The sequence below is a fragment of the Micromonospora sp. M51 genome (assembly GCF_018070305.1).
Lineage (GTDB): Bacteria > Actinomycetota > Actinomycetes > Mycobacteriales > Micromonosporaceae > Micromonospora > Micromonospora parva.
Genome location: NZ_JAGPXZ010001251.1, coordinates 1 through 1,026, shown reverse-complemented (window position 1 = coordinate 1,026; position 1,026 = coordinate 1). Strand labels below are relative to the sequence as shown.

Below are 1,026 nucleotides of genomic sequence, written 5' to 3'. Positions count from 1 at the left end.
GTACCGCCAGGCCCGCCCCTCCTCACCAGCACGGGCGGCGGTGTAGGCAGCCTCGAAGTTCAACGCACCCCACAGCGCCAACAGGTTCGTGTTCCCATCGGCCGTCCGCGGCTCCAGCACCGACAGAAGGTCCACTGTCACCGCCATCGCGGTGTCCCAGTCCCCGGCATCCCGATGCACCTGGCACAGGAACCACCCCGCGCACGCCAGCGCCTCCGGGTCGCCGGACTCCTGCCCCGCCACCATCGCCCGGTCCGCGACCCGCCACAACAACTCCGCAGCGGGTTGGTAGGCAAGGAACATCTGCGTCAACCCGAACGTCTCCGCCAACAGGGCCTGAGCCTGCCGACGCTCATCACCCTCGTACGCCAACGCGGCGCGCTGCACGTCGCGCAGCAGCCCCGGCAACAACCCGCCCAGCACCGTACGGTGATCCGACGCCTGATGACGTGCCCGCCACGCCGTCGCAAGCCGACCCCTCAGGCTCGTCAACGACTCCGGGGAAGCCTCCTCGGAAACGACGAAACGGTTCACCGCATCCCGGACCGACGCCAGCGCCGGATGCTCCGGCCCGTTGACCACAGCAGACCGGGCGCCCAACTCACCGGCCAGGGCAGACACCTCGACCTTGAGCGCACGCGCGATGCGATCCAGCATGTGAATGCGCGGCGGCAAAATGCGATCGGTCTCCACTGCCTTGACCCACTCAGCGCTGCGCCCGACCAACCCACCGAGCACCGCACGGGTCTTTCCGGACCGCTCCCGGTAGACCTTCAACCGCTGCCCGAAGGTCAACTCCGGCAAGGAATCCATCACGGGCCTCCTCGTAGCGCAGGACAGACCATCGGCGGCCAGGCCGCCGTCACCAAACACTAGCGGGCTGTCCGCCGCCTGATAGCCCGACACAATTCGCGCGCTGCCAACACCACCCTCCATGCCGATATCCAAGTCCCTGGAAACACCACGCAAGCGCAGCTCGCGACGGTCCGGCCCGATACGACGGCGGTGGCCGGTCACCCCCGATTC

Annotated in this window: 1 protein-coding gene; it reads right to left on the bottom strand. The window is 68.3% G+C overall.

Annotated elements, in window-relative coordinates:
• The coding region (locus KBX53_RS34055; RefSeq protein ID WP_210863936.1) for a helix-turn-helix transcriptional regulator at positions 1-813 on the bottom strand (813 nt) is incomplete at its 3' end.
• Positions 814-1,026: the final 213 nt, after the last annotated feature.